The 24,547-nt window shown below is 67.7% G+C and carries 21 protein-coding genes; 15 read left to right on the forward strand and 6 right to left on the reverse strand.

Annotated features, from left to right (window positions below; all coding sequences use genetic code 11):
- Nucleotides 1-37: 37 nt before the first annotated feature.
- Nucleotides 38-2,089: an MDR family MFS transporter gene (locus G6N07_RS10010; RefSeq protein WP_085192894.1), complete on the reverse strand. Its 2,052-nt coding sequence runs from the start codon at nucleotides 2,087-2,089 to the stop codon at nucleotides 38-40.
- 160 nt (nucleotides 2,090-2,249) lie between these two features.
- A complete protein-coding gene (gene bfr / locus G6N07_RS10015) occupies nucleotides 2,250-2,729 on the reverse strand; it encodes a bacterioferritin (RefSeq protein ID WP_085192893.1) in 480 nt (159 codons plus the stop codon).
- A gap of 274 nt (nucleotides 2,730-3,003) precedes the next feature.
- On the opposite strand from bfr, the gene G6N07_RS10020 reads away from it, so the two are divergent.
- The 3 genes from G6N07_RS10020 to G6N07_RS10030 all read left to right on the forward strand — a co-directional run bounded on the left by G6N07_RS10020 (nucleotide 3,004) and on the right by G6N07_RS10030 (nucleotide 5,959).
- Complete coding sequence (locus tag G6N07_RS10020; protein ID WP_085192892.1) at nucleotides 3,004-3,636, forward strand: fatty-acid--CoA ligase; 633 nt, start codon at nucleotides 3,004-3,006, stop codon at nucleotides 3,634-3,636.
- 11 nt (nucleotides 3,637-3,647) lie between these two features.
- The gene (locus tag G6N07_RS10025; RefSeq protein WP_085192891.1) at nucleotides 3,648-3,863 is read left to right on the forward strand and encodes a (2Fe-2S)-binding protein; all 216 of its coding nucleotides are present in this window, start codon (nucleotides 3,648-3,650) and stop codon (nucleotides 3,861-3,863) included.
- A gap of 143 nt (nucleotides 3,864-4,006) precedes the next feature.
- Nucleotides 4,007-5,959 carry an FUSC family protein gene (locus tag G6N07_RS10030; RefSeq protein ID WP_085192905.1) on the forward strand — a complete coding sequence of 651 codons (1,953 nt, stop codon included), beginning with the start codon at nucleotides 4,007-4,009 and terminating at the stop codon, nucleotides 5,957-5,959.
- On the opposite strand, the gene G6N07_RS10035 is transcribed toward G6N07_RS10030, so the two are convergent.
- A complete protein-coding gene (locus G6N07_RS10035; protein WP_372507556.1) occupies nucleotides 5,931-6,059 on the reverse strand; it encodes a hypothetical protein in 129 nt (42 codons plus the stop codon). The genes G6N07_RS10030 and G6N07_RS10035 overlap by 29 nt on opposite strands.
- Nucleotides 6,060-6,128: 69 nt before the next feature.
- On the opposite strand from G6N07_RS10035, the gene G6N07_RS10040 reads away from it, so the two are divergent.
- The 5 genes from G6N07_RS10040 to G6N07_RS10060 all read left to right on the forward strand — a co-directional run bounded on the left by G6N07_RS10040 (nucleotide 6,129) and on the right by G6N07_RS10060 (nucleotide 11,812).
- Nucleotides 6,129-7,529: an allophanate hydrolase gene (locus G6N07_RS10040; protein WP_085192890.1), complete on the forward strand. Its 1,401-nt coding sequence runs from the start codon at nucleotides 6,129-6,131 to the stop codon at nucleotides 7,527-7,529.
- Entirely contained in the window at nucleotides 7,526-8,218 is a 693-nt protein-coding gene (locus tag G6N07_RS10045) for a cysteine hydrolase family protein (protein ID WP_085192889.1), read from the forward strand. The genes G6N07_RS10040 and G6N07_RS10045 overlap by 4 nt, the downstream gene beginning before the upstream one ends.
- Nucleotides 8,219-8,227: 9 nt before the next feature.
- Nucleotides 8,228-9,820: a SulP family inorganic anion transporter gene (locus tag G6N07_RS10050; protein ID WP_085192888.1), complete on the forward strand. Its 1,593-nt coding sequence runs from the start codon at nucleotides 8,228-8,230 to the stop codon at nucleotides 9,818-9,820.
- Nucleotides 9,821-10,367: 547 nt separating this feature from the next.
- A complete protein-coding gene (locus G6N07_RS20325) occupies nucleotides 10,368-10,514 on the forward strand; it encodes a hypothetical protein (protein ID WP_235849951.1) in 147 nt (48 codons plus the stop codon).
- Nucleotides 10,511-11,812 (forward strand): alpha-amylase family glycosyl hydrolase, encoded by a 1,302-nt coding sequence (locus G6N07_RS10060; RefSeq protein WP_085192886.1) that lies wholly within the window; start codon nucleotides 10,511-10,513, stop codon nucleotides 11,810-11,812. Before G6N07_RS20325 ends, G6N07_RS10060 begins: the two co-directional genes overlap by 4 nt.
- A 4-nt stretch (nucleotides 11,813-11,816) precedes the next feature.
- On the opposite strand, the gene G6N07_RS10065 is transcribed toward G6N07_RS10060, so the two are convergent.
- Entirely contained in the window at nucleotides 11,817-12,209 is a 393-nt protein-coding gene (locus G6N07_RS10065; protein WP_085192885.1) for a DUF1810 domain-containing protein, read from the reverse strand.
- Between the two features lie 241 nt (nucleotides 12,210-12,450).
- On the opposite strand from G6N07_RS10065, the gene G6N07_RS10070 reads away from it, so the two are divergent.
- The 4 genes from G6N07_RS10070 (at nucleotide 12,451) to G6N07_RS10085 (ending at nucleotide 17,716) form a co-directional block, all read left to right on the forward strand.
- Entirely contained in the window at nucleotides 12,451-13,455 is a 1,005-nt protein-coding gene (locus tag G6N07_RS10070; protein ID WP_085192884.1) for an esterase family protein, read from the forward strand.
- A 264-nt stretch (nucleotides 13,456-13,719) separates the two neighbouring features.
- On the forward strand, nucleotides 13,720-16,062 hold the full coding sequence (gene lon / locus G6N07_RS10075) for an endopeptidase La (protein WP_085192883.1): 2,343 nt from the start codon (nucleotides 13,720-13,722) through the stop codon (nucleotides 16,060-16,062).
- 254 nt (nucleotides 16,063-16,316) lie between these two features.
- Nucleotides 16,317-17,051: a DUF72 domain-containing protein gene (locus G6N07_RS10080; protein WP_085192882.1), complete on the forward strand. Its 735-nt coding sequence runs from the start codon at nucleotides 16,317-16,319 to the stop codon at nucleotides 17,049-17,051.
- Between the two features lie 47 nt (nucleotides 17,052-17,098).
- The gene (locus G6N07_RS10085; RefSeq protein ID WP_085192904.1) at nucleotides 17,099-17,716 is read left to right on the forward strand and encodes a YgdI/YgdR family lipoprotein; all 618 of its coding nucleotides are present in this window, start codon (nucleotides 17,099-17,101) and stop codon (nucleotides 17,714-17,716) included.
- Between the two features lie 107 nt (nucleotides 17,717-17,823).
- Here G6N07_RS10085 and G6N07_RS10090 read toward each other — a convergent pair whose 3' ends face one another.
- Complete coding sequence (locus tag G6N07_RS10090) at nucleotides 17,824-19,302, reverse strand: acetyl-CoA acetyltransferase (protein WP_085192881.1); 1,479 nt, start codon at nucleotides 19,300-19,302, stop codon at nucleotides 17,824-17,826.
- A 133-nt stretch (nucleotides 19,303-19,435) separates the two neighbouring features.
- On the opposite strand from G6N07_RS10090, the gene G6N07_RS10095 reads away from it, so the two are divergent.
- From G6N07_RS10095 to G6N07_RS10105, 3 genes are all read left to right on the forward strand, one after another.
- Nucleotides 19,436-21,856 carry a phosphoketolase family protein gene (locus G6N07_RS10095; protein ID WP_085192880.1) on the forward strand — a complete coding sequence of 807 codons (2,421 nt, stop codon included), beginning with the start codon at nucleotides 19,436-19,438 and terminating at the stop codon, nucleotides 21,854-21,856.
- 38 nt (nucleotides 21,857-21,894) lie between these two features.
- A complete protein-coding gene (locus tag G6N07_RS10100) occupies nucleotides 21,895-22,629 on the forward strand; it encodes a CPBP family intramembrane glutamic endopeptidase (RefSeq protein WP_085192879.1) in 735 nt (244 codons plus the stop codon).
- Between the two features lie 530 nt (nucleotides 22,630-23,159).
- A complete protein-coding gene (locus G6N07_RS10105; RefSeq protein ID WP_085192878.1) occupies nucleotides 23,160-23,417 on the forward strand; it encodes a CDGP domain-containing protein in 258 nt (85 codons plus the stop codon).
- Between the two features lie 33 nt (nucleotides 23,418-23,450).
- On the opposite strand, the gene G6N07_RS10110 is transcribed toward G6N07_RS10105, so the two are convergent.
- Complete coding sequence (locus G6N07_RS10110) at nucleotides 23,451-24,467, reverse strand: APA family fibronectin-binding glycoprotein (RefSeq protein ID WP_085192877.1); 1,017 nt, start codon at nucleotides 24,465-24,467, stop codon at nucleotides 23,451-23,453.
- Nucleotides 24,468-24,547 lie beyond the last annotated feature (80 nt).

Here is a 24,547-nt window from a genome sequence, read left to right on the forward strand (position 1 = left end):
GATTCCGCCCACGACCGCATGCACGCGCACGCCGCATTCACCGAGCGCGTTGCAGTTCGTCGTCCCATTCCCAATCGCGCTGTACGAGCATGCGATGGGTGATCCGCTCCAGCGCCGCCTCCACCTGCATCCGGTCCGGTCGGCCCTCGAACGTCGGCGACTTGGCGAGCTTGTCGACGATCATCCCGACGAACGCCGAGGACACGGCATCCACCTGACGGACTCCCGACTGACTGAGCCACAGTAGATCTCCGGTCCGGACGGCGTATCCGGTGGCCACCAGATCGTCGAAGACGGGTTCGACCACCTCGCAGGGAATGCGCAGCCGGTGGGCGATCTCGCTCAACCGGGCGGAGCCGAAAACCTGGTTGTGGCGGTAGATCCGCAACAGCGCCCACAGCCGCGCGACGTCAAGTTCGCACCCCGGCCGTCCAGCCACCGACCGTAACCGGATGTCGGGTGAGTCGCGCAGCAACCGGCCGACCGCGGATTCGAGCATGTGCTCGGAGGATTCGGCACCGGGCACCGCAAAGCCCTCGCCCAAGTCGACGGGGCTGCTGGGCTGCATCTCCCGCAGCGGCACCTCTTTGAGTAGCAGTGCCACCAGGAATCCTACGGCTGCGACTGGGGCAGCGAACAGGAACACCAGGCCGAGCGAGTCGGCGTACGCGTTGACGATCGGCGCCGCGACATCGGGGGCCAGGCTGTGCAGCGCCTGCGGGGACTCGGCGGCGATCGGCGGTGCACCACTGCGCAGCAGAGCGGTCCCGATCCGGTCGTCGAGGAAGTTGGCGAACAGCGACCCGAAGACCGCCGCACCGAAAGAACTGCCGATGGCGCGGAAGAACGTCACCCCGGAGGTGGCGACGCCGAGGTCTTCGAACCTGGCGGTGTTCTGCACGACGAGGACGAGAACCTGCATGCACAGGCCGATGCCGGCGCCGAGGATGAACAGATAAAGCGACTGCTGCCATAGGGGCGTGGTGGCGTCAAGCCGTGACAGCAGCAGAAAACCCACCATCATGATCGCAGTACCGAGGACCGGGAAGATTTTGTACCGCCCGGTGCGGCTCACGAGGACACCGCTGCCCGTGGAGGTGATGAGCAGTCCCGCCACCATCGGCAGAGTCCGCAGGCCCGACTCGGTGGCCGAGACGCCGTCGACGAACTGCATGAAGGTTGGCAGGAAAGTCAGTGCTCCGAGCATCGCGAAGCCGACGATGAACGACAGTGTGCAGCACACCGTGAACACCGGGCTGGCGAACAGCGGCATCGGCAGAATCGGTTCGGCGGCCCGCCGCTCGACCTGGGTGAACACCGCCAGCGCCAGCGCTGAGGCGACGAACAGGCCGATGATGACCGGCGACGTCCACGCGTACTCGGCCCCGCCCCAGCTCGTCGCGAGGGTCAAACCGGAGGCACCCAGGCCCACGAAGATCATGCCTGCGTAATCGATCTTGGGACGGCCGGCGGCTCTGCTCAGGGCCGGGATCGCCGCGGCGGCCACCAAGAACACCACGATGCCCACCGGCACGTTGATCCAGAACGCCCAGCGCCACGTGAGGTGGTCGGTGAAGAAGCCGCCGATCAACGGGCCGATAACGGTGGTGACGCCGAAGACGGCCCCCAACGCCCCCTGGTAGCGGCCGCGGTCGCGCAGTGGGATGACCTCACCGATGACCGCCATGGCCGTGACCATGAGCGCCCCGCCACCGATACCCTGGATTGCCCGCGCGGCTACCAGCATGCTCATCGAGCCCGCGAACCCGCACAGTACCGAACCGGCGAGGAAGAACAGCACCGCCGACTGGAACACCGCCTTGCGGCCGAAAAGGTCACCGAGCTTGCCGACGATCGCGGTGACGATCGTCGATGCCAGCAGATAGCTCGTCACCGCCCAGCTCTGGTTCCCCGCGCCGCCGAGATCGGCCACGATTGTCGGGAGCGCCGTGGCGACGATCGTCTGGTTGAGCGCGGCCAGCAGCATGCCCAGTAGTACGGCTGCGAACACCAGGTTGCGCCGTTGCGGAGGGACCAGCGCGCCGTCGGCTTCGGGCGCGGCCGCGGTGGGTGGGGGCGAACTCGCCATACGTACCTTCCGTCGAGATGCCGAACCTACATCGTTAGCTTGGCTATAAAAATTACGGTGGCCACTCCGATCTCCCTCCGTTGACGTCCGACCCGAACCGATCCGCGCCTCCGGTTACCCAGAATGGCGAGGGTCAGTCAGTCGGTTCGGCGGTTGGGCGCTACTGCGGAGGACGCGACACACACTGCGCCGCGTAGAGCTGCTCGCCGAGCTTGTCCATCAGCTCGAGCTGCGTCTCGAGGTAGTCGATGTGCTTCTCTTCGTCGGCGAGAATGGTTTCGAACAGGTTGGCGCTGGTGGCGTCGCCCTTCTCCCGGCACATGACGATGCCCGGCTTGAGCCGGCCGACTACCTCGTACTCGATGGCGAGGTCCGCCTCGAATTGTTCGCGCAGGGTCTGGCCCACCCGCAGTGAGAAAAGGCGCTGGTAATTCGGGAGGCCGTCCAGGAGAAGAATTCGATCGGTGATGGCCTCGGCGTGGCGCATTTCATCGAAAGATTCATCCCGAGTGTGGCTCGCCAATTCGGTGAAGCCCCAGTTCTCCTGCATCTTCGAGTGGAGGAAATACTGGTTTATCGCTGTCAATTCGCTCGTCAATTGCTCGTTGAGCAATTTCAGGACATCGGGATCGCCTTGCATGGACTTCTCCTCGAGACTGTGGGGCGCTATGCCTCACTGTTTGCGGTACTCCGGCAATTTTGCGGTACTCCGGCATTTTGCGGTACTCAAGCAATCTAGTGCCGACCACTAGCAGGGGCGGCCTGTTCGGCTTGACACCGGCGTGTTTTCGGAGCGCGGTAGCACACCCGCGAGTTGCTGGCCGCATCGCGGGCCGGGTTCTCTGGACTGGCTGCCCTAAGCAAGGTTAGACTGGGCTAACATGCGGGCGCAGACATCTGACAGGCGGGCAACAATGGGTGAGCATGACCTCCACTCACTTATTCTCGCGTGCGATTTCCGCGTCGACGATCCCCAGCGGATGTGGGCATGGCTCCAGACAAAAAAAGCGCCTCTGAATTCGATAGGCGCTCACCATGTGGTGCTTTACACGTCTATCTGCGAGGCGGGGCGTGTTCTGACGACCATCGGCATCCGCCATCCCAGATCCGTGCGGGAGGTGCTCCGTTCGCCCGCGATATTCGAATGGTTCGACATCTCAGGGGTCGACGACATCCCTCCGGTGTTCGGCGGGGAGGTCGTCGAGAAGATAGACCTCGACGGTCCCTCCCCGGCACGCCACGTCGCCGGGGTCGTTGTCGGAGCGATGGCAGCCGTCGACGACGTGAAGGCGCTGCTGGCCGAGGTGCACGACGGACTCGACCGGTTCCGGGCGGCCGGTGTCCGCAAGGTCTGGGTCTACCAGGCACTCGATGACGGCCAGGAGGTTTTGATCCTCCAAGAGCTCGACGACGAGGCGAACGCCCGGCAGTGGATCGACCACCCCGACGCCTCCGCCGAATGGATGTCGAGGGCAGGCCTCGGCGCCTACCCCACGCTGTTCGTGGGCAAGCTGACCCAGGTCATGGCCGTCGACGTCGAGGAATAGCGAGGTCCGGCGTGTTCGTCTGCTTGTGCGTGGGAGTCACCAGTCACGTCGTCAACGATGTCGTCGCCGCCGGGGCGTCGACGTCCAAGGAGATCGCGGAGGCCTGCGGCGCGGGCAGCGAGTGCGGCCGCTGTCGTCGCACCCTGCGGGCGATCATCGAGGCACACAGCGTCGACGCCTGCTCGGCGCAACACAACGGTTGCCCCTCGCGGCTGGGAGCCAACTAGCTTCGGCCCTGCGTTTCAGCCCCGTCGGGTCCACGACGGTGTCTTCACGACCACCGGGCTCGGGGATCGGCCGAGACCCAGGAGCTCACGACCGGCCGTCGGCACCTCGGGGGGAGAATGATCGCGTGCACGTCGACAGCCGGATGATGGAGACGGTTGGGCTGACCACGCCGGGAGTCGGTGCGGTCGTCCGCAGCCTGTCGGGGGTACTGGCGCTGACAGCGCTGGCGCTCTATGCGATCTCACCCACCGCGGCGATGTGGACCACGGGAGCCGGCATCATCGCCGGCGCGATCGCGCTGCAAGACACCCCCGGACGGCGGCTGCCCATCGTGGTCATCGCATCGGTCGAGGTGGGTGCTGCCGCCCTGCTGGGCTCGTTGACCACCGAACACGACGCCCTGTTCGTCGCGACGGTGGCGGGCTGGTGCTTTGTGGCAGGCATGCAGTGGGCGCTGGGCGCCAACGCCGGTTTCGTCGCCGCCGCAGCAGCCGGTCTGCTCGTGATCACCCCGTCGGATGCGATGCCGCTGTCCGAGGTGTTGGCCACCGCGACGTTGACGGTGGTCACCGGCCTGGTGCAGGCGCTGCTGGTGTGGCTGCGTCCCCCGCAGCGGTGGCGCGCGCAACAGCAGGCCCTCACCCGGGCGCACCGGTCGCTGGCGCAAGACGCCAGGCGGCTGGCCACCGATACCGACACAACGCTCGACCCGGCGCAGCTGACGTGGCTGCGCGAGGTGTTCGCCAACATCCCGCAATACCAGCGCCCCAAGGCGTATCAACTCGGATACCAGCTGCCCGAACGGATCGCCGCGACGCTTGTCGCACTGCGCCGCACCGACGCCGATCTCACGGATCTGTCATTGGCAGCCGGCGAGTTTCTCGACGCGATCGCCGAACACGGGATCGCCGCACACCGCGGAGCCGACCGCGCCCTGCAGCGGGTCGATACCGCCGCCGCGGCCGTCACCGGACCGGGTGCCGCTGCCGCGCGACGTGTCTCCGAACAACTGCATGAGGCAGCGGTGCTGCGTTTCGGCCGGCTGCGCGGACCGGACCTGAGGGGTTCGCTGACCGGATCGGCGAGTGTCCTACGCCGGCACCTGGCAGCGACGTCGCCGGTGCTACGGCATGCGACCCGCCTGGCCGCCGCCACCGCGGTCGCCGTGGCGGTGGCGCGCTTCTCCGACCTCCGTGAGGCCTCATGGATCGCGCTGACTGTCCTGCTGATCGTGCGGCCGGAGACTGCGCACACCTACACCCGCTGCGCCGGGCGGCTGGCCGGGATCGCCGGGGGCATCCTGGTGGCCTCCGCCATCAGTCTGCTGTGGCCGCCGGCGGGCATGGTGGCGGCGATCAGCGCGGCGGTGTTCGTCGGGGTGGCCTACGCCGTGTGGGGCTTCGGGTACATCGCGACCAGCGCGGCGTTGGCGGCGGCCGTAGTGTTCCTGCTCGGGGTCGTGGATCCGGTGGAGAGCACCGCGGTGATCCACCGCTTGGTGGCGGTCGCGATCGGTGGCGGGCTCGCCCTCGTCGCCCACGTCACGCTGCCCGACGACGCGCTGATCCGGCTGCGTCAGCGCGCTGGTGAGTTGCTGATGACGGAGATCGATTACGCGGCAATGGTGGTGCGGGCGTTCGTGCACGAACTCGACCGGCCGGCGGATGCGTTGGCCGCGGCGTGGCAACGGGCCTACCGCGCCCGGGCGGCCTTCGAGGCCGCCTCGGGCGCCACCCGGTTGCAGGATCCGATGCAGCGGCAGTGGCTGCGGTCCCTACGCACAGCGCTCAACGCGATCACCGGGGCCTGCACCACGATGGAGAGCAACCTGCCCGCCCAACCGGTGGCGCTTAGCCCCGAGTTCGTCGCCGCGGTCGACGATTACGTCGACGCGTTGCGCGGGGCGCCGCTGAACCCGGCCGCGCTGTGGACCATCGACCTGCCCGAGGTGATGGCGGCCGACCGCCGGGTCCGCGAAGTGGCCCACACCGTCACGGGTAGCAGCGGTGCCCGCGTGCTCGTCACCGAACTGGCGGCGATCACCCGCAGCCTCGCGGCGATCACGCCTATCCCCGAGCCCGCCTGGGCGGGGTGAACATTCCCTCGGCCTCGACCGTGACCCCGTCGTAGGCGAGGTGGCCGACCGCGAAGGCCTTGTAGCCGTCGACGCGCGATGTGCGATCGGGTTGGCGCATGCGCGTTGCTAACACGATCGACACACGGCCGACCCGCGAACGCCATCATCCTGCCGACAATCGACAGTTATGCCTGGTGAAAGCGGTCCTACCACAGGGCCGTCCGTCGCGGAGATCCTGGCCTCGCATGCGGCCGGCACGGGGTCACCGGTCAAGACCGCGGCTCGGGTCGCCGATGCGATCGCGTCCGGCGCCGACGACGGTACCTGGCTATCGACGGTGCCGAGAGACGAACTGCTCGCCGCCGCCGAGAACATCGAGAAGCGTCCCGGCGCCCGCACGCTGCCGTTGTACGGCGTGCCGTTCGGCGTCAAGGACAGCATCGACGTCGAGGGTGTGCCGACCACCCTGTCGTGTCCGGACTACGCCTACGTCGCGACCGCGACCGCTCCTGCTGTGCGTCGGCTGTTGGACGCCGGAGCGCTGTATGTCGGCAAGACCAACCTCGACCAATTCGCTACCGGGCTCAACGGAACGCGCACCCCCTACACCGTCCCCCGCAGTGTCTACGGCGGTGGGATCATCTCCGGTGGTTCGAGTTCTGGCTCGGCGCTCGCGGTAGCGCTCGGGCAGGTGCCGTTCGCCGTGGCGACCGACACCGCCGGATCCGGCCGGGTGCCCGCGGCGCTTAACGGGGTCATCGGGTACAAGCCCTCGCGAGGGCTGATCAGCACGGTGGGGCTGGTACCGGCGTGCAAGTCACTGGACTGCCTCAGCGTGATGGCCACGTGCATCGGCGACGTGGACCGCGTCGTGGACGTGATGATGGACCGTGACGACGACGACCCGTGGTCGCGTGACCGCGGCCCGCTCCACGACGGCTCCGACATCCGGGTGGGGTTGCCGACCGTCGAACAGCTGGAGTTCTTCGGAGACGTCGAGATGCGCCGTGCCCATCTCACATTCCGCGACCACCTCGCACGCCGGTACACCGTCGTGGACGTCTCACTGGAGCCGTTCCTGGCCGCCGGTGCGCTGCTCTACCAGGGACCATGGGTGGCGGAGCGGCTGGTGGAGTTCGGGGAGTTCCTTGCCGTACGACCGGACTCGATCCACCCCGTGGTACGCGACGTCCTTCGCAGTGGACAGCGCTACACCGCAGTCGACGCCTTCGCGGCGTTGCAGTCCCTGCAGGAGCTCAAGGCGATGGTGGGACGGTTGTGGAAGCAGATGGACGTGCTCGTCGTACCGACCATCGGGACCACCTTCACCGTCGGCGAGGTGCTCGAGCGGCCGATCGACACCAACGCGATGCTCGGGCACTACACCCATTTCGGCAATCTGCTCGACCTGCTCGGCGTTGCCGTACCGGTGGGCCTCACCACCGACGGTAGACCCGCCAGCGCGATGCTGCTCGGCGCCGCGCTGACCGACGACCTCGTCCTGCACCTGGCGGCGCAGCTACTCGACGAGCCGCGCGCACGGGCCGCCCCCTTCGAGATCGTCGAACCGTCCGAGGAGCACGCGTGAATGAGACCGTCGGTCTTCCTGCCGAACCGACGCCCTTTCTGCTCAAGGTGGGCAAGACGGCACTGGTCGTAATCGACATGCAGCGGGACTTCCTGCTGCCCGGCGGTTTCGGGGAGAGCCTCGGCAACGACGTCGGACAGCTGCAAAGGGTGGTGCCGCCGTTAGCCGCCCTCATCGGGGCTGCCCGGTCAGCCGGGGTGATGGTGATCCACACTCGCGAAGGCCACCGGCCAGACCTTTCGGACTGTCCGCCGGCCAAGCTCAACCGGGGCGCACCCGCCAAACGCATCGGGGACCCGGGCCGGTACGGGCGCATCCTCATCCGCGGTGAGTACGGACACGACATCGTCGACGAACTGTCGCCCCTACCGGGTGAAGTGGTGATCGACAAACCCGGGAAGGGGGCGTTCTACGCCACCGACCTGCAGGAGATTCTCACCGCGGCAGGGATCACGCAGCTCCTGGTCACCGGCGTGACCACCGAGGTGTGCGTACACACCACCACCCGCGAGGCCAATGACCGCGGCTACGAGTGCCTGGTCGTATCCGACTGTGTCGGTTCGTATTTCCCGGAGTTCCAGCGTATCGGGCTGGACATGATCAAGGCGCAGGGCGGCATCTTCGGCTGGGTAGCCGGCAGCGCGGCCGTCATCCCGGCGCTGGACGAGATGACGACCACCGCTGTGTGAGGAGACACCATGACCACCGACGTGACAGATCCACCCGCCGAGCCCGCGCGCGCCGAAAATCTGTCGATTCCGTGGTGGACCAGGGGCGACCTCAACGCGTTCTTCGGGTTGGGCTTCAACATCCTGGTAAACGTGCTCACGCTGACCGGGCTAATGGTCGGGGTGATCTCGGTGCCGGCAGGCGACGTGCTCGGCACCGTCCTGCCCGCGCTCGGTGTCGCGCTGATCCTCGGCAACCTGTACTACACGTTCCTGGCTCGCAGGCTGGCCCGCCGGGAGAACCGCGACGACGTGACGGCGCTGCCCTACGGGCCCAGTGTCCCGCACCTGTTCATCGTCGTCTTCGTCGTGATGCTGCCGGTCTACCTCAACACCGACGACCCGATCCAGGCGTGGCAGGCCGGGTTGGCGTGGGCTTTCCTCATCGGTGTGATCGTGATGGTCGGCGCGTTCGTGGGACCCTGGATCCGCAGGCTGACCCCGCGGGCGGCGATGCTCGGCACGCTCGCGGGAATCTCCATCACATTCATCTCGATGCGCCCGGCCGCGCAGATGTGGGAGGCGGCGTGGATCGGGCTACCCGTGCTCGCGATCATCCTGATCGGGTTCTTCACGGACGTGAAGGTGCCCGGGAACATCCCCGTCGGCCTGGTGGCGCTGCTCGTCGGCACCGCGATCGGATGGACGGGCGGTTACATGTCCGCTCCCGACGTCGGACAGGCCGTGTCCGACATCGCCGTCGGCATTCCGGACCTGCGTCTCGACCTGCTCTTCAACGGTCTGGCAGACCTCGCGCCGCTACTGGGCACGGCCATCCCGCTGGGCGTGTACAACTTCACCGAGGCGATGAGCAACGTCGAGAGCGCCGCCGCAGCCGGAGACAATTTCAACCTGCGCAGCGTCCTGCTCGCCGACGGCGCCGGCGCGGTGGTCGGGTCGGCATTCGGTTCACCCTTCCCGCCCGCGGTGTACATCGGTCATCCGGGCTGGAAGGACGCGGGCGGGCGAGCGGGCTACTCGCTGGCCAGCGGTGTCGTCATCGGAGTCCTCTGTTTCATCGGGCTGTTCGGGGTTCTCGATGCCGTGCTCCCGGTGCCTGCGATCGTGCCGATCCTGCTGTACATCGGTCTGCTGATCGGTGCACAGGCATTCCAGGCGGTACCCCGGTTGCATGCGGTCGCCGTCGTCGCGGCGATCCTGCCGAACCTCGCGCAGTGGGCCCACGGCCTCGTCGACAACGCGCTCAACGCGGCGGGAACCTCGGCCGGCAACGTCGGTATGGAGGCGCTGAACGGCGCAGGCGTGGTGTACGAGGGGCTCAAGACCCTGGGCGAAGGTGCCGTGCTGGTCGGGTTGATTCTCGGCGCCATGGTGACGTTCATCCTGGAGAAGAAGTTCCGCTACGCGGCGCTCGCCTCCGCGGTCGGCGCCGTGCTGTCGTTCGTCGGCCTGGTCCACGCGCCCGAGGTGTCCTGGGCGGCCAACCCACAGGTGGCGCTGGGCTACGTCTTCTTCGGGATCGTCTGTGCGGCTTGCAGTCTCCTGCCGGGAGCCAAGGAGCCGGTGGCCGTGGAGGAGAGTGGCGTGGTGGCCGGCCACTGAGTGAGCGCTCACTGCCATGGCGGCGAGGTTTCCGAAAGCACGCCCCACTTCGTGGTCTTGTCTACGGTTCCGCTCAACCCGCTCAGCGTGGCAGCACGGACCACAGTGCGGATCCAGGCGCGGATCCAGGCGCGAAACCCGTTCGGTCCCACATCCGCGAAGCTGCGCCGGCCCTCGTCGCGCAACGGCCCGCCGACGATCTGGCCGTCGACGATCTCGTCGCCCGTGCGGAGTCACCCGACAGGCTTTGTACCAGCACTTCGCGGATCGTGACGATCCGATCGCCACGGCGTTCACTGCCGCTTCGCTACGGCCGCCAGCGGTTTCGCCGGCGATGCCCCGCACCCGAATCCTGCATACCGTGGCATCGGTGACGCTGAGGACTCGATCCGCATCTGAGCCGCTCGTCACAGCGATCGGTCAGCAGCTCAACCTGGCCGTGGCTCGGGCGGACATCCCCACAGCGTCATCGTGCGCCTGCCGCCTCGACGTCGTCGGCGACTGCTGGTCCGGCTGACCACCGAGGCGCGCTGCGTAGACTCCGCCTGTGGCGATCAGCGACTCGGATCTCGACCACCCCGGCCGCGGCGGCGGCGACCACGCCCGGGTGGTGCCGGGTGTGCCGGTCGACGGCTCGGCGCCGGAACTGACCGACGTCATCCAGTCCCCCTACCGGGAGAAGTTCGCCTCATGACAGAGCCGGCGTGGGTCGAACACGTCATCTGGTGGCAGGTCTACCCACTGGGGTTCGTCGGCGCTTTCCCTGCCGATCCCCCACCCCCACCCGACGAGCACCGGCTGCGGCGCATCGTGGACTGGCTCGACCACGCCATCGCACTCGGCGCCTCCGGTCTCGCGCTGGGACCGGTGTTCGCCTCGCGGACACACGGTTACGACACCACCGACCACTTCACGATCGATCCGCGGCTCGGTGACGGCGGTGACTTCGACGAACTGGTCGACCAGGCGCACCGGCGCGGGTTGCGGGTGCTGCTCGACGGGGTGTTCAACCATGTCGGCACCGACTTCCCCCGTTACCGCGAAGCACTCGACGGCGGCCCTGACCACCCCGCTTCGGCATGGTTTCGGCGGCGCGGCAACAGGTTCGACACATTTGAGGGGCACGGCGAACTGATCACGCTGAACCACCGCGAGCCTGCCGTAGTCGACTACACGGTGGAGGTGATGTCGCACTGGCTGGCGCGCGGCGCCGACGGCTGGCGACTGGACGCCGCCTACGCCGTCCCGGACCGCTTTTGGTCAGAGGTGCTTGCGCGAGTGCGTGAACGGCACCGCGACGCGTGGTTTGTCGGCGAGGTGATCCACGGTGACTATGCGGGCCGCGTGGCCGCCGGATTCGACTCCGTCACCCAGTACGAGTTGTGGAAAGCGGTGTGGAGCAGCCTCAACGACGGCAACTTCCACGAACTCGACCACGCGTTGCAGCGGCACACCGAGTTCCTCGCGACGTTCGTGCCGTTGACGTTCGTCGGCAACCACGACGTGACCCGCATCGCCAGCCAGATGACCGATCCCCGCCACCTGGAACACGCGCTGGTGCTGTTGTTCACGATCGGCGGGGTGCCGAGCGTCTACGCCGGCGACGAGCTGGGATACCGCGGAGTCAAGGAGAACCGTCGCGGCGGCGACGACGCCGTGCGTCCCGAGTTCACCTTTCCCCCAGGTGAAGACACCGACATCTTCCGGCTGAACAAGTACCTGATCGGGCTGCGCCGCCGCCATCCGTGGCTCCACCGTGCGATGACGTCGGCGGTGGAGTTGACCAACAGCCAGTACGTCTACGAGACCCGCAACGGCGACGACGCGCTGGTGGTCGCGCTCAACGTCGACGACGCACCGCTGAGGGTATCCCTGGGCGACACCACGCTACCTCGCGGCCGGGTGGTCGCCGGCTCCGGGGCACCGCCTGCGGAGGAGGTCGACCGGCTGACCGTTCCGCCGCACGGCTGGGTCGTCGTCGCAACCGCCTGAGCATTCACGACAGCCGCTGGACCGTCGCCGGATCCGGCTCACCGCCGTAGAACTTCTCAAGCACGCCGAGGAAATCGGCGTTGTCGTCGGTGCACCGGGCGAACAGCGTCATCGACGATCGCAGCTTCAGATCGTCGGGCGACCCGAATACCTCACCGGCTGACCGGCCCTCGATGGCCAGCACCAGTCGCGTGCACTCCCGCAGCCGGGGCCCCAGTACCTTGTGCTCGAGATAGGCGACGGCCTCCTCGCGCGAGGCGATGCCGTAGTGCTGCGCGGTGGGGCTGCGGCCGAGTCCCCGCAGCTGCGGGAAGATGAACCAAATCCAGTGTGTACGTTTGTGTCCGGCGCGCAGTTCGCTGATCACGTTGACGTACAGGGGGTTCTGGGCGTCCACGAACGGTGCAGCCCGTGGGGGTCAGCGCACTTCGATGTCACCATCGGGTGATACCCGTCCCACTCCCACATCACGCGGAGGCCATGCGGACCTTCGTAACGGGCTGAGTCGCAATCGTTAGCCAACCGCGATCACGCGCCATCGTGTTGGTACGGCTGTGACAGGTGTGGCCGTTGTTTCATGAGTCTCGATAAGCGCGGCACTGCTTGTGGGATGGAAGAAAGGTGGGTGGGTTGCCGTTATGAAATTCGTCGGAAAGTTCCGCGATACAGCGAGGCGGACATGGAGGCGGATGGCGGTGGTTACGGTCGCCGCGATCACGCTTCCGGGTCTGATCGGCTTCGCCGGGGGGTCGGCGAGCGCAGGTGCGTTCTCGAGGCCGGGTCTGCCGGTCGAGTACCTCGACGTGTTCTCCCAATCCATGAACCGCAACATCCGCATCCAGTTCCAGGGCGGCGGCCCGCATGCGGTGTATCTGCTCGACGGTCTGCGGGCGCAGGACGACTACAACGGCTGGGACATCAACACCCCGGCGTTCGAGTGGTACCACGAGTCGGGGCTGTCGGTGGTCATGCCCGTCGGCGGCCAGTCCAGCTTTTACACCGACTGGTATCAGCCGTCGCGCGGCAACGGCCAGGACTACACCTACAAGTGGGAGACGTTCCTGACCCAGGAACTGCCCGCGTGGCTGGAGGCCAACCGCGGCGTTTCGCCCAACGGCAATGCCGTCGTCGGTATCTCGATGGCCGGAAGCACGGCGCTCACATACTCGATCTACTACCCGCAGAAGTTCATCTACGCGGCGTCGCTGTCGGGTTTCCTCAACCCCTCCGAGGGCTGGTGGCCGATGCTGATCGGGCTGGCGATGCAGGATTCCGGCAGGTACAACGCCGAGAGCATGTGGGGCCCGGCCAGTGATCCGGCGTGGCGGCGTAACGACCCGATGGTCAACATCAACCAGCTCGTCGCCAACAACACCCGGGTATGGATCTACTGCGGCACCGGCACACCGTCGGAGCTCGATGCCGGCACCTCCGGTGGCAACCTCATGGCAGCCCAGTTCCTCGAGGGCTTCACATTGCGGACGAATGTCACCTTCCGTGACAACTACATCGCCGCGGGCGGGACCAACGGGGTCTTCAACTTCCCGTCGAATGGCACACATGCCTGGGGCTACTGGGGTCAGCAGCTGCAGCAGATGAAGCCGGACATCCAGCGGGTGCTGGGCGCACAGGGCGCCGTCTGAACCGAGGGCCTGACCCCCCGAACCAGGGAGCCTGCCGCGTCCCTACGGCAGGCTCCCTGCCCTTCCGGTTATTCGGCAAAGGCCACCGAGCAGCCGACACCCGCCTTGGAGTGACGCAATGGCCGATGTCGGCACTGCGTCACACATATCGACGGGAAGCAACGGGTGGACCCGGGCGCTGGCGCTACCGCCCCCGGGTCGGGCTCGGGAACAAACACTTCCCTGACAGGGTTGAGTCGATCTGACTGAACTTTGGAGGATCACATGGCTCAAGCCAACGACACATCGGGTGTTGTGCCCGTCCTTTTCAACAACGAGGCGATCGTGCTGCCCGGCATGGTCGTGCCGATCGAACTGGACGAGGCCGCCCGTGCCGCCGTAGATGCGGCTCGCGCCACCGAATCCGGTGAGCTGCTCATTGCGCCCAGGCTGGGTGACCGCTACCCCACCTACGGCGTTCTCGCGACGATCGTGCAGGTCGGCCGCATTCCCGGCGGCAGCGGAACCGCCGCGGTCGTCCGCGGGAAGAGCCGTGCGCACATTGGCGCAGGCGCCAGCGGACCGGGCTCGGCACTGTGGGTCTCGGTCGAGGAGGTGACCGATCCCGAGATCACCGACGAGACCCGCGAACTGGCGACCGAATACAAGAAGCTCCTGCTGGCGATGCTGCAGCGCCGCGAGGCCTGGCAGATCATCGACTTCGTCAACGAGCTCACCGACCCGTCGGCGCTTGCCGACACCGCCGGCTACGCACCGTATCTGACTCAGGTCCAGAAGCGTCGACTGCTGGAGACTCCCGATGTGGCAGAACGGCTGCGCCTGCTGATCGACTGGACGGGTGATCATCTGGCCGAGGTCGAGGTCAACGACAAGATCGCCGAGGATGTCCGGACCGGGATGGAGAAGCAGCAAAAGGAGTTCCTGCTGCGTCAACAGCTCGCCGCGATCCGCAAGGAACTGGGCGAGTTGGGTCCCGACGGGGCGGGAGAAGGAGCCGACTACCGGGCCCGTGTCGAGGCAGCCGATCTACCAGAGAAGGTCCGCGAGGCCGCCCTGCGCGAGGTCGGTAAGCTGGAACGCACAAACGACCAGAGCCCGGAGGGCGGCTGGATCCGCACCTGGCTCGACACGGTGCTGGACCTGCCGTGGAACGTCCGGACCGAGGACTCGACCGATCTGAAGGCCGCTCGGGAGATCCTGGACGCTGATCATCACGGGCTCGAGGACGTCAAGGATCGCATCGTCGAGTACCTGGCCGTGCGGGCGCGGCGCGCCCAGCGCGGACTGCAGGTGGTCGGTGGCCGCGGGTCCGGTGCGGTGATGGTGCTGGTCGGTCCCCCCGGTGTCGGCAAGACCTCGCTCGGCGAATCGGTCGCGCGGGCGTTGGGCCGTGAGTTCGTGCGGGTCGCCCTCGGCGGCGTGCGTGACGAGGCCGAGATCCGCGGTCACCGGCGGACGTACGTCGGCGCCCTACCCGGCCGAATCGTGCGCGCCGTCGGCGAAGCCGGTTCGATGAATCCGGTTGTGTTGCTGGACGAGATCGACAAGGTCGGCTCCGACTACCGCGGCGACCCGGCCGCGGCGCTGCTCGAGGTGCTCGACCCGGCACAGAACCACACGTTCCGCGACCACTACCTCGATCTGGACCTCGACTTGTCCGACGTGGTGTTCCTGGCGACCGCCAACGTGATCGAGAACATCCCGCAGGCCCTGCTGGACCGCATGGAGCTGGTGCAGATCGACGGCTATACCTCCGACGACAAGGTGGCCATCGCGCGCGACTTCCTGCTGCCGCGGCAGCGGGAACGCGCGGCGCTGACCGAGGATGAGGTGACGGTGACCGACGCGGCGCTGCGCAAGATCGCCGCCGACTACACCCGGGAACCGGGCGTGCGGCAGTTCGAGCGGCTGCTCGCCAAGGCGATGCGCAAGGCGACCACGAAGCTCACCTCCAGCGACGAGCCGATCACGATCGACGAGCCCGATCTCGTGCAGTACCTGGGGCGGCCCCGCTTCATGCCGGAATCGGCCGAGCGTACCGCGGTGCCCGGCGTCGCGACCGGTCTCGCGGTGACCGGACTGGGCGGCGATGTGCTCTACATCGAGGCGGGTTCGACGGACGGTGAGGCCGGTCTGCAGTTGACCGGTCAGCTGGGTGACGTCATGAAGGAGTCCGCGCAGATCGCGCTGTCTTACGTGCGGGCCCACGCCGAGGCGCTCGGCGTCGATCCGAAGGCGCTGGACCGCCGTATCCACGTCCACGTGCCGGCGGGCGCCGTTCCCAAGGACGGTCCGTCGGCCGGCGTCACGATGGTGACCGCGCTGGTGTCGATGGCGACCGGACGGCAGGTCCGGTCCGATGTCGGGATGACCGGCGAGGTGACGCTCAACGGCCGCGTGCTGCCGATCGGCGGGGTCAAGCAGAAGCTGTTGGCCGCCCAGCGTGCCGGGCTCTCGACCGTGTTCATCCCGCAGCGCAACGAGCCGGATCTCGACGACGTGCCCGCCGAAGTGCTCGCGGCGCTCGACGTTCGACCGATGACCGACGTCGCCGACATCGTCGCCCAGGCGATCGTATCGGCCGCGGAGGCCAGCCGGGCGGCATAGCGGCGACAGTCGGTTTGCACTCAGGGTCGTGATCGCTCGGCCGCCACGACCCTGAGTGCAAATTCGACGAATCCGGTACGGGTGAGCTGTGAAATTCGTGCTGGAAGTCAAGTAGCCGATTGACCGCCGCCGCACGCGGGTAACGACACCGCCATGGGCGCATCACAGAAGATCACCCGGCGCCCGCAGGATTCGCGGGACACCTGGACGTGGCCGCGACCCTACTTCGACGAGCTCTTCGAACCGGTCAGGCAATGATCCGCATCGGCACCTCCGGATGGTCTTACGACCACTGGACCGACGTGCTGTACCCGCAGCGCACACCGGTGGCCAGACGGCTCAGCCTGTACGTCGCGGAGTTCGACACCGTCGAGCTCAACGCGAGCTTCTACCGGTGGCCGCGCGACGCGACCTTCGAAGGCTGGCGACAGCGGCTGCCCGAAGGGTTCACCATGTCCGTCAAGGCTCACCGCGGTCTCACCCATTTCCGCAGGCTGACGAACCCGGAGCCGTGGGTGGACCGCTTCGAACGGTGCTGGACCGCGCTCGGTGACCGGCGCGAAGCCCTGCTGGTACAACTGCATCCCGCCATCGAGCGCGACGACGCACTGTTGGCGCACTTCCTGACGGTCATGCCGGACTGGATTCCCGTCGCGATGGAATTGCGGCACGCCTCCTGGGACGTGCCGGCGGTGTATCGCCTGCTCGAAGAGCACCGCGCCGCCTACGTGATCATGAGCGGTGCCGGCCTGCGGTGCGTACCGCGAGCCACCAGCGATCTGGTCTACCTCAGGTTGCACGGTCCGAGCCAGGAGTCGCGCTACGCGGGATCCTATCCCGGCGACGCCCTGGGCCGGTGGGCCGACCGGATCGCCGCGTGGGATGCCGAGGGTCGCAGGGTGCTGGTCTACTTCAACAACGATCTCGGCGGACACGCGGTGCGTAACGCGCGAACACTGCGTCAGCTGCTCGCCGCCCGCGTGGGTTGACCCGGCGGGCACGCTCGGAACCACTTGCGGCAGGCTTGGACACCGACATGCGTGAATCAACTGTGATCCCGGCAGCACTGGCCGTCGTGGTACTGGCCGGCTGCACCGGGCCGGCCGTGGTGACCACCGACGACGGCGGCACCGCGACATCGGCGTCGCTCACCGGACCCTCTCCACCGCCCCTGAACAACGCCAGCCTGGTCAACGCCTTCCATTTCGGCGCCCCGGTCGACGGTTTCACCCAGTACTTCTTCACCACGCCGTCGGGACGCTGGGAATGCGCGGTCGTGCCGCGGGTGCAGGCTGGTTGTCAAGCCGCAGACGGCGCGGCCCTCGGCATCGAAGGCGCACCCGAGAGCGTGACCGACGCCGCCGGGGAGGAGACCGCACCCAACGCGATCGTCGTCGGCCGCGACGGTGACCCCGCATTCGTGGCGCTCGACAAGCCGTTGCGCCCCGCCACCGCAACGGCGGCCGTGCTGCAGTTCAACCAGATCCTGGCCGTGGCGGGTTTCCGGTGCAATGTCCAGGAGGCCTTCGGGGTGTCGTGTCTCAGCGAACGCAGCGGGCGGGGCTTCACCTTTTCCGCCGACGGCTACGCACCGCAGTACACCGATGTGCCCGCCGGAGCGCTGGTGCCGCCGCCGACATCCACCACCAGGTAGGACTGGCCACGACGCCGTACCCAACCGAGTCGCCGCCGTGGTCTATTTCGCATCAGGTGGCGCGGCGACGATCACCGGTGCCAACCTTGTCGGCGGCGGCTACCCGATCAAACAGCCAGGCGCGCGGTGCCGTCGGTGTGGACGGTCACCGCGGCGCCGGCGATGTCCTCCACGACGGTCGCCGCGGCGTCCTGCGGGTCGTGGATCACCGCGAGGGTGCGTTCGTCTTCGGAGGTCCGCACGGCGACGAAGGCTTTTTCGGGGACACCGTCACGGGTGAAGGGTGTGGTCCACGACTCGACGGTTCCGACACCCGACCACTCCACGGCGAGCGTCCGGGTCGGCTCGCGGTCCACCTCCGACTGCACGTTCTCCCAACGGAATTCGCCCTGGGGCGGCTCGGTGCCGTACACCCCGAAGCTGTGTTTGGTGAGGTAGCCCCCGTTGGCGGTGATCAGGCCGCGCTGTCCCGGATTGGCGGCCAGCCGTTCGGCCATCGTGGCGATGGAGTGTGAGACGTAGTTGCTCCAGGGGCCGCCGGCGAAGGTCAGTCCTCCTGTCACGGTGAGCGGCCGGGCCGGATCACCGACCGGCAGGCCGAGTTCGGTGGCCGCCACCTGGACCGCAGACGGGAAACACGAGTAGACGTCGATGAGTTCGATGTCCTCGATCGCGGCGCCCGCCAGCTGCAGTGCCCGCTGACCGGCGATTCGGATCGCCGGCGACCGGTGGAACTCTGCGCGCTCGCCGATGGTGTAGGTGTCATGTGAATCGGTGCCGGCATATGGGTACACCCAGCGGTCCGACGGGATCCGCAGCTGCCGGGCGTTCTCGACGGAGGTCAGGACGAGCACCGCGCCCTGATCGACCATGTTGTTGGAGTTCATCAGCTTCGGGTAGGGCCAGCTGATCATCCGGTTCTCTGGGCCCGGCTGCCAGATCGCATCCGCGGCCAGGGCGTCGCGGCGCCAGGCGTGCGGGTTCTCGGCGGCGACCGCGGAGAACTGCGCCCACAGTTCACCGATCCGGCGGCGGTGCCCGTCGGGCGTCCCCCCGGCCGCGATGCGAAGGGCCTGTTCGAACATCGGGTAGACGTGGGAGGGAGCTCGGAGCTGGATGCGGTGCTCGGCGTCCCCGGCCATCGGCACGTCCTCGTCGGCGCCGTCCGCCATCGGCACGGACTCGTCCTGCCGCGTCCAGTTCGGCTTCTCCCCCGCGGCACGTAGCCGCGTTCGCGTCCGCCAGGTTTCGGCTCCCGCGATCAGCACGACGCCGTGGCGCCCGGACTGGATGTCCAGACATCCCTGGTTGACCAGGCTTTGCGGGACGTTCCCACCGATCCCGGTGTACCGGGTGGCGGCCTTCTGGGCGCCGATGCGCTGGGCCAGCAGCAGGCCCGGGTCGCGGTAGCGCCAGGACAGCAAGTTCACCACTCGCACCGCATCGACCGCTTCGAGCACCCGCGCGTCGGCGGCCTCGCGGGCCGCGGCCTCCATCAGGTCGACGGGTTCGATGTCGGTTCGGTCCTCGCGCTGGTTCACCTGTCCGTAGCCGACGAGCACGGGAGTGTGGGCGGACGAAGGCATCGACGCTCCTCTGCGCTCAGTTGACACGTGTCAACTCCTAGTGTGGCACGACGGACTGATCCGCCCGGCGTCCGGCCACGCGGCGTGGACGCGGTAACACATAATGCAACCCACAATCGGGTACGGGACGGCAATGAGTGAGACCGCGCTCTCCCCGACCCTGTCCCCCGAGCAACTCCTGCTCATCGATGCCTACTGGCGGGCCGCCAACTATCTGTCCGTAGGGCAGATCTATCTGCTCGACAATCCGCTGCTCCGCGAGGAATTGCGGGCCCAGCACGTCAAACCGCGACTGCTCGGGCACTGGGGCACCACCCCGGGTCTCAACCTCCTCTACGTGCACCTCAACCGGATCATCCGGGAGCGCGACGCCAACGTGCTCTTCATCACCGGACCGGGGCACGGTGGCCCCGGCCTGGTCGCCAACGCGTATCTCGAAGGCACGTACAGCGAGGTCTACTCGAACATCGGCGAAGACGTCGACGGACTGCGCAAGTTGTTCCGCCAGTTCTCCTTTCCCGGCGGCATCCCCAGCCACGTGGCGCCGGAGACGCCAGGCTCCATCCACGAGGGTGGCGAGCTGGGCTACGCGCTGGTGCACGCCTACGGCGCGGCCTTCGACAACCCCGATCTGGTGGTTGCGTGTGTCGTCGGCGACGGCGAGGCCGAGACCGGACCGCTGGCCGCAAGCTGGCACTCCAACAAGTTCCTCGACCCGGTGACCGACGGCGCCGTGCTGCCGATCCTGCACCTCAACAGCTACAAGATCGCCAACCCCACGGTGCTCGCGCGCATCCCGCAGGAAGAGCTCGAGTCGCTCTTCTACGGCTACGGGTACCGGCCGATCACCGTCGCCGGCGACGATCCGGACAACGTCCATCAGCAGCTCGCCGCCGCCCTTGACGAATGCTTCGACCAGATCGCCGCCATCCAGCGGGCCGCGCGCCTCGACGACGAGCCCGGCCGCCCGCTGTGGCCGATGATCATCCTGCGTACACCCAAAGGATGGACCGGTCCGCATGAGGTGGACGGCAAGAAGGTGGAGGGCACGTGGCGCTCACACCAGGTACCGCTGTCGGAGACGCACGACAACCCCGAGCACATGGCACAGCTCGAACAGTGGCTGCGCAGCTACCGCCCCGATGAGCTTTTCGACGACGACGGAGGGCTGATCCCCGCACTGAGAGCCCTTGCCCCGGAGGGGACGCGCCGGATGAGCGACAACCCGCACGCCAACGGCGGTCTGCTGCTACGCGACCTCGATCTGCCCGATTTCCGCCACTACGCCGTGCCCGTCGAGCAGCCCGGCGCCGACAATGCCGAGGCGACCCGCGTGCTCGGCACGTTCCTGCGCGACGTGATCGTTCGCAACCAGGACCGGTTCCGCATCATGGGGCCCGACGAGACGGCGTCCAACCGATTGTCGCCGGTGTTCGAGGCGACGGACAAGGTCTGGATGGCCGAGACCAGCCCCGATGACGAGAAACTAGCACCGGCCGGTCGGGTGATGGAGGTGCTGTCCGAACACCTGTGCCAGGGATGGCTCGAGGGCTATCTGCTCACCGGCAGACACGGTCTGTTCAACTGCTATGAGGCATTCGTCCACATCGTCGACTCGATGCTCAACCAGCACGCCAAGTGGCTGTCCAGCAGTGCCCACCTGAGCTGGCGGCGTCCGATCGCCTCGTTGAACTACCTGTTGACCTCCCACGTCTGGCGTCAGGACCACAATGGCGCCTCGCACCAGGACCCGGGGTTCATCGACCACGTCGCCAACAAGCGGCCCGAGGTGGTGCGGGTCTACCTGCCCCCGGACGCCAACACGCTGCTGTCGGTTGCCGACCACTGCTTGCGCAGCCGTCAGTACGTCAACGTGATCGCGGCCGGCAAGCAGCCCGCACTGACCTATCTGTCGATGGACGAAGCGGTCGCACACTGCGCTCGCGGGCTGGGCATTTGGGAGTGGGCCAGCACAACGACCGGCGAACCCGACGTCGTGCTGGCGTGCGCCGGGGACATTCCCACGCTCGAAACGGTGGCCGCCGCCGACATCCTGCGTCGTCGGCTGCCCGACCTCAAGGTGCGTGTGGTCAACGTCGTGGACATCATGCGGCTGCAGCCCGACTCCGAACACCCGCACGGGCTGTCGGAGCGGGAGTTCGACTCGATCTTCACCAAGGACAAGCAGGTCATCTTCGCTTATCACGGCTATCCGTGGCTGATCCACCGATTGGCGTACCGGCACGCCGATCACAACCAGCTGCACGTGCGCGGATTCAAGGAGCGCGGCACCACGACGACACCGTTCGACATGGTGATGCTCAACGACCTCGACCGGTTCCATCTGGTCATGGATGTCATCGACCGCGTCGAGAGTCTGGGCACCAGGGCGGCGGGGCTGCGCCAGGAGATGGTCGACGCTCGGTTGGCCGCGCGCGCATACACGCGCGAGCACGGCCAGGACGACCCCGCGATCTCGGGCTGGACATGGGACAGCGGCTTCCGGCCCGGCGGAGCGCAGTCGATGGCGCAGGATACCGGCGACAACGAGTAGTTCTGGACGCACAGCAAGCGCCGGTACCATCGGTCCGGATGACAGCCGTAACCGTCCAGCCGTCGACGCTGCCCAGAGTGCGGGTCTATGTCGACATCGCCGTCATCGTGGCGGTCCTCGCCATCACCAATCTCGTCGCACACTTCACCACGCCGTGGGCCAGCATCGCGACCGTGCCCGCGGCCGCAGTGGGCCTGCTCGTCCTGGTCCGTCGGCGGGGGCTGGGCTGGACCGAGCTCGGACTGGGACGCCAGCACTGGCGGTCCGGTGCCGGGTACGCGGCGGCCGCGGTGGCCGTGGTGCTCTCGGTGGTCGCGATCGGCGCACTGCTGCCGTGGACCCGGCCGATGTTCATGAACAACAACTACGCCACGATCTCGGGGGCGTTGATCGCCTCGTTGGTCGTGATCCCGCTGCAGACTGTGATCCCCGAAGAGCTGGCTTTCCGGGGAGTGCTGCACGGGGCGCTGAACCGGGCCTGGGGTTTCCGCGGCGTGGCCGCGGCCGGTTCCCTACTGTTCGGGTTGTGGCACATCGCCACGTCACTCGGTCTGACAAGCAGCAACGTCGGTTTCACCCGGTTGTTCGGCGGCGGCATGTTGGGCACCGTGGCCGGCGTGGTGCTCGCTGTCATCGCGACCGGGATCGCGGGCTTCGTGTTCACCTGGCTACGCAAGCGCAGCGGCAGCCTGCTGGCGCCGATCGCGCTGCACTGGTCGCTCAACGGGATCGGCGCGCTGGCGGCCGCACTGGTCTGGCAACTGTCCGCCTGAGCGTCACGGTTTGGCGCGATTGCGCGCAGCCGACCCGTCGATGCTCGGGGCGTCGCCCCCAGAACACCGCATCTTCGCCGACGGCGCCGGGCCGCTGTACCGGTTCTGGGGCGGCGACCTCAGCTGCCGATTGAGGGCGGCCCTGGCACCATGTGAGCGTGGCGGCACACGCCGCCGATGATCGCTTCCGGCAAACTTTCGCAGACGCCACTTCGGCGCTAATCTGATGAGGTCGCCGACCTCATGGGACGGCCGTGACGGGAATTCACTGCGCATGCCGGTCGGTCGACGAGGGTGACGGTGAATACGGCGCGCACACTGCTGACAGCCACGCACAATGCCGTGTCCGCGATGCGGCACGGCATCGGGGCGGCTTGGGGTTGGCGCGACTCAACCAGAGATGGTCAGCGCGGGATCGCAGAGTCCTCACCGGCACTACTGTCACACACCCATTGCAGCAAAGATCATGGCTGCGATGTGATCGGTCCGCGCCGCCGGCGGTCGGCGGCGCACGGCAGGAAGGGTCCGAGATGAAGACGCTCATAGCACTGGCTGTCGGCGCGCTCGCGGCCGCGGGCATCGCGCTGGCCAGCGCCGCGCCCGCTCAGGCGGGATGTCAGGGCGGCTGGACACCGTGGGGCGGCGGCACGACATGCGACGGGCCGATCGCCGGCGACGGCACGTTCGAGCGGTGCGTGACGGCCGGTGCCCTGGGGTTCGGCGGCACCAATTGCTACCTGCTCAACGTGAACAACCTCGGAAACCAGCTCCCGTACGTCGGGCCGTAGCGGCCCGACGTACGGGTCGGTTCATCGTCGACGTCAAGCCGGGGGCAGCATCCCCTGGGCGTTCTCAGGCGCGACCGGGACGGGGACGCCGACTCGGGGACGGGCCGGCGGCGCGTTGGGATCCGCAGGCGGAGGGGGCACGTTCGGATCGCCCGGCGCAGGCGGTGGGGGTGGCGGCGGTGGCGGCGGGGGCGCCCACGGCCGGATCGAGTTGGCGAGCGCGACGGCCGCATCCCTGTCGACCGGGTTGGTGGCCGAACCGAGCCAGACGACGAACCACCGTTCCGGCGAACGCTGGCCGCGCGGCGTGCCCGGTGCTGTCGGGTTGCCCACCACACCGGCCCAGATCTGACCGTTCGGCTTGTTGGTGTCGGTGAACTTCACCTCGTAGTACGACGCGGCGCCAGGCATGCCGTCCGCGTTGAGCGGGGTCGTCGACTGGTTGACCCGGGTGCCGGGGAACGGCATGAAGAACTCACCCATGTCCGACGCCAGCCGGTTGGCCGCCTTGATGTTTTCTGCCTCGGCGCCGGCGAAGAGCTTGAGGTCCAGGCGGCCCAGCAGCACGCTGGTGTCGTTCGGCGGGTCGGTGACGCCCTCCGGCGGGATTCTCGTCAGCAGTGCCTGGCCGTAGGAGAGATTCGTCGCCTCGGATACCTTCCAGCCGCCGGGCACCACGTAGCTGAAGCCACCCGCCGCGTTGCCGACACGGCCAGGCTCCGGCGGGGGTGGCGACGGGGCGTTGGGATCCGCCGGAGGGGGCGCTGCGTTGGGATCCCCCGGGGGCGGCGGCGGCGGAGGAAGCTGACCTGCGGGCGGCGCGGCCGCATTGGGGTCCGCGGGCGGCGGCGGTGCAGGGACCGCACCGGCACCCGGCGGAAGCGCCGGCATCGCCGGTGAGGGTGGCAGGGGTGGCGGGGGCGGTCCTGGTTGCGCACCGGCCACCGAGGACATCGCCAGGGCCGCTGCGGTGGCGCCGGTCACCGCCGCGATCGCCAGCGTCTTCGACAGGCCCCTGCGTCGTGTGGAAATCACGTCCGGCTCATCCATGGTGAAAGAAACTACCGTGTTACGGCCGTGACGCAAGTGTGAATTGCTGTGAAAGTGAGCGAAACACCGATTACTGTACA

It is taken from the genome of Mycolicibacterium doricum (genome assembly GCF_010728155.1).
Lineage (GTDB): Bacteria > Actinomycetota > Actinomycetes > Mycobacteriales > Mycobacteriaceae > Mycobacterium > Mycobacterium doricum.

Bases quoted from the DNA above. Each gene is read 5' to 3' on its own strand.
- G6N07_RS10010 (WP_085192894.1), bottom strand. From the start codon at position 2,089: ATGGCGAGTTCGCCCCCACCCACCGCGGCCGCGCCCGAAGCCGACGGC.
- bfr (WP_085192893.1), bottom strand. From the start codon at position 2,729: ATGCAAGGCGATCCCGATGTCCTGAAATTGCTCAACGAGCAATTGACG.
- G6N07_RS10020 (WP_085192892.1), top strand. From the start codon at position 3,004: ATGGGTGAGCATGACCTCCACTCACTTATTCTCGCGTGCGATTTCCGC.
- G6N07_RS10030 (WP_085192905.1), top strand. From the start codon at position 4,007: ATGATGGAGACGGTTGGGCTGACCACGCCGGGAGTCGGTGCGGTCGTC.
- G6N07_RS10035 (WP_372507556.1), bottom strand. From the start codon at position 6,059: ATGCGCCAACCCGATCGCACATCGCGCGTCGACGGCTACAAGGCCTTC.
- G6N07_RS10040 (WP_085192890.1), top strand. From the start codon at position 6,129: ATGCCTGGTGAAAGCGGTCCTACCACAGGGCCGTCCGTCGCGGAGATC.
- G6N07_RS10050 (WP_085192888.1), top strand. From the start codon at position 8,228: ATGACCACCGACGTGACAGATCCACCCGCCGAGCCCGCGCGCGCCGAA.
- G6N07_RS10060 (WP_085192886.1), top strand. From the start codon at position 10,511: ATGACAGAGCCGGCGTGGGTCGAACACGTCATCTGGTGGCAGGTCTAC.
- G6N07_RS10070 (WP_085192884.1), top strand. From the start codon at position 12,451: ATGAAATTCGTCGGAAAGTTCCGCGATACAGCGAGGCGGACATGGAGG.
- lon (WP_085192883.1), top strand. From the start codon at position 13,720: ATGGCTCAAGCCAACGACACATCGGGTGTTGTGCCCGTCCTTTTCAAC.
- G6N07_RS10080 (WP_085192882.1), top strand. From the start codon at position 16,317: ATGATCCGCATCGGCACCTCCGGATGGTCTTACGACCACTGGACCGAC.
- G6N07_RS10085 (WP_085192904.1), top strand. From the start codon at position 17,099: ATGCGTGAATCAACTGTGATCCCGGCAGCACTGGCCGTCGTGGTACTG.
- G6N07_RS10090 (WP_085192881.1), bottom strand. From the start codon at position 19,302: ATGCCTTCGTCCGCCCACACTCCCGTGCTCGTCGGCTACGGACAGGTG.
- G6N07_RS10095 (WP_085192880.1), top strand. From the start codon at position 19,436: ATGAGTGAGACCGCGCTCTCCCCGACCCTGTCCCCCGAGCAACTCCTG.
- G6N07_RS10100 (WP_085192879.1), top strand. From the start codon at position 21,895: ATGACAGCCGTAACCGTCCAGCCGTCGACGCTGCCCAGAGTGCGGGTC.
- G6N07_RS10105 (WP_085192878.1), top strand. From the start codon at position 23,160: ATGAAGACGCTCATAGCACTGGCTGTCGGCGCGCTCGCGGCCGCGGGC.
- G6N07_RS10110 (WP_085192877.1), bottom strand. From the start codon at position 24,467: ATGGATGAGCCGGACGTGATTTCCACACGACGCAGGGGCCTGTCGAAG.